The organism is Modicisalibacter tunisiensis, from assembly GCF_020148005.1.
GTDB classification, from domain to species: Bacteria; Pseudomonadota; Gammaproteobacteria; order Pseudomonadales; family Halomonadaceae; genus Modicisalibacter; species Modicisalibacter tunisiensis.
The window spans coordinates 1-2,319 of sequence record NZ_JAGXFD010000006.1 but is presented as its reverse complement, the minus strand read 5'-3'; the positions used below and the strand labels follow the sequence as shown (position 1 = coordinate 2,319).

3 protein-coding genes are annotated in these 2,319 nt (G+C 61.1%); all 3 read left to right on the top strand.

The window, feature by feature from the left end:
* The first annotated feature begins 373 nt into the window (after positions 1-373).
* Positions 374-730 (top strand): hypothetical protein, encoded by a 357-nt coding sequence (locus KGQ91_RS16685; protein WP_224421549.1) that lies wholly within the window; start codon positions 374-376, stop codon positions 728-730.
* Positions 730-1,017 carry a hypothetical protein gene (locus KGQ91_RS16680; protein WP_224421548.1) on the top strand — a complete coding sequence of 96 codons (288 nt, stop codon included), beginning with the start codon at positions 730-732 and terminating at the stop codon, positions 1,015-1,017. The genes KGQ91_RS16685 and KGQ91_RS16680 overlap by 1 nt, the downstream gene beginning before the upstream one ends.
* A 115-nt stretch (positions 1,018-1,132) precedes the next feature.
* Positions 1,133-2,319 (top strand): protein rep (locus KGQ91_RS16675; RefSeq protein WP_224421547.1); only part of this gene is annotated, 1,187 nt, incomplete at its 3' end.

Genomic DNA, 2,319 nt, shown 5'->3' with positions numbered 1-2,319 from the left:
CCCCCCTGCCCCAGTGGTTCCTAACTCCACACAGCCTGTCTTACCGACGAAAAATCCTTGAAAGTCAAGTAATTAACGTTACTTGTCATAACGAAGACGCTCGCCTTCGTTCCCTCTGGTAGACCTTTCCCCCCTGCTTCCCCGGTTCGTCCGGGGCTTTTTCCCCCAGGTCTGTTGGTCTCCCAGATCGCGGCCCGTCGCCGCGATCTGGATGGTGGTGCGCCGCAGGCGCACGCATGCAGGCGCGAAGCGCCGATCACGGGGTTTGGTGGGCGACAGCCCACCGCACTGCCGAACAGGGGTTTCTTGACGATCCTCTAAAGTCTGAATATCTTGCTTATTACTATGCATCACACGCAGAGAGACATCAGACATGAGCAAACGACCTCTTACTTCCGACGATCTGGAAAAGCTGACCGAAGCGGCCCGTCGTTCTGACCCGCTTTTCGGCTCCGTTGTCCGTGATTTTCAGCCCACCATCCAGCAAGCCATCCAGATGGTTTCGATCAACGGTGAGCCCTATGACCCACCTAACGGGCGTCAGCGGGTCACCTTCTCGCTTCGTCCCGACCTGGTTACTGAGGTTCAGGGCATGGCGGCTGAACACGACATGGCTACTTCCTCCATGGTCGATCTGCTTCTTCGCGTTGCCCTGGGCGAGTGGCACGAGTGGTGGAATCACCATGGTGGCGACCGGGGCCCGACCGTTACAGGCGAGGAGGTGGACTAATGATGTTCTCGATCACTGGCCGGCTGCTGAAGGCGTTTACGGAACGCCAGACGAACCGCGAGACCGGCGAGGTCACTCCCCGCTACCGTATCCAGCTCCTGGGCGAGATTCCGCTGCGTGACGGCTCAGGCAGCCGCCACGACCTGGTGACGCTCAACGTCGATCGGCTCGATCTCTACGAGCACCTGGAGGGCGAGGTTATTCGGGTGCCGTTCGGCTTCTTCGCTCCGGCGAAGGGGCAGGTCATCACCTTCGTGCCCAAGGGCTCGAAGCCCGAGGCTGCATAGGCGCTGTGGCGGGGTGTTGGGCGCAGCCCGACCCCTCGCCGCGGTGCCTCGCAGCCTTTCAGTTCATACATGGAAACAAAGTGTCGCCGATCGCGACTGAGGGAAGGAAAACCGAATGCCAGAAACGACAATGCCCCGTCCGGATAGCTGTGGGGGCTCCACCGGACAGGGCATCGAAAAGCACGGTGAAAGGATAAGCCGTTTCGGGGACCGCCGCAAACGCGCTGCCCAGTTCCAGCGCTGGCTGTCCGACACCCAAGACCTCACCCACCGGGAAGATCTCCAGAAGGTCTCCGCCGACCTCCGCCAGTGTGCCTCCTGGCTCAAGTTCCACCACTACTACCGCCTGGACGATGTGCGCCTGGCCGCCGCCTACACCTGCAAACGACACCTGGTGTGCCCCTTCTGCGCTGCACGGCGCGGAAGCAAGACCGTAGAGCGTTACCTCGACCGCCTGGCGATCATCGCTCAGGAGCGCCCACGCGCTCGCCTTGCCCTGCTCACCCTGACGGTCAAGAACGGCCCCGACCTGGTGGAGCGTCACGCTCACCTGGAACGCTCCTGGAAGACCCTCCAGAAGCGTCGCCGTGACTACCTCAACCGCGGTACCGGGTTCACTGAACTCGCCAAGGTCTCTGGGGCCCTGTTCTCCTACGAGGTCACCAACAAGGGCAAGGGTTGGCATCCCCACCTGCACGCCATCGTGCTGCTGGATGACTGGCTCGACCAAGAGAAGCTGTCCGCCGAGTGGCACCGGATCACCGGGGATTCTTTCATCGTCGATATCCGCCGGATCGGTAAGCGCCTCGACGCCCTGGTCGATCCCACCGGGGCCATCGTCCCCGAGGTCATCGACGCTTTCACCGAGGTCAGCAAGTACGCCCTCAAGTTCTCCGATCTGAGCTTCGCCAATAACCTGCATGCCTTCGAGACATTGCGCGGAAAGCGCCTGCAAGGCGCTTTCGGGGCGTTCTGGGGGGTCAAGGTGCCCGAGTCCCTTCTGGATGATTTGCTGGCTGACGAGCCCTATCTGGAGCTTGTGTACCGCTTCAACGGCAAGTCCTACGATCTGACCTCGACCAGGGAAGCCACTCCACACCAGATTGTCGGCAAGCTCAGCTTGCCCCAGGGCGGCGAGAGGACGGAGGGAGGAGCGGAAACTGAGCACCGCACCGACGCCCGCACGCCGCCCGTCAGTGATACCTGCATTCCCCCCCTGCCCCAGTGGTTCCTAACTCCACACAGCCTGTCTTACCGACGAAAAATCCTTGAAAGTCAAGTAATTAACGTTACTTGTCATAA

What these genes read in the sequence shown, in the direction of transcription:
- KGQ91_RS16685 (WP_224421549.1), top strand. Translation starts at nt 374, where the DNA reads ATGAGCAAACGACCTCTTACTTCCGACGATCTGGAAAAGCTGACCGAA.
- KGQ91_RS16680 (WP_224421548.1), top strand. Translation starts at nt 730, where the DNA reads ATGATGTTCTCGATCACTGGCCGGCTGCTGAAGGCGTTTACGGAACGC.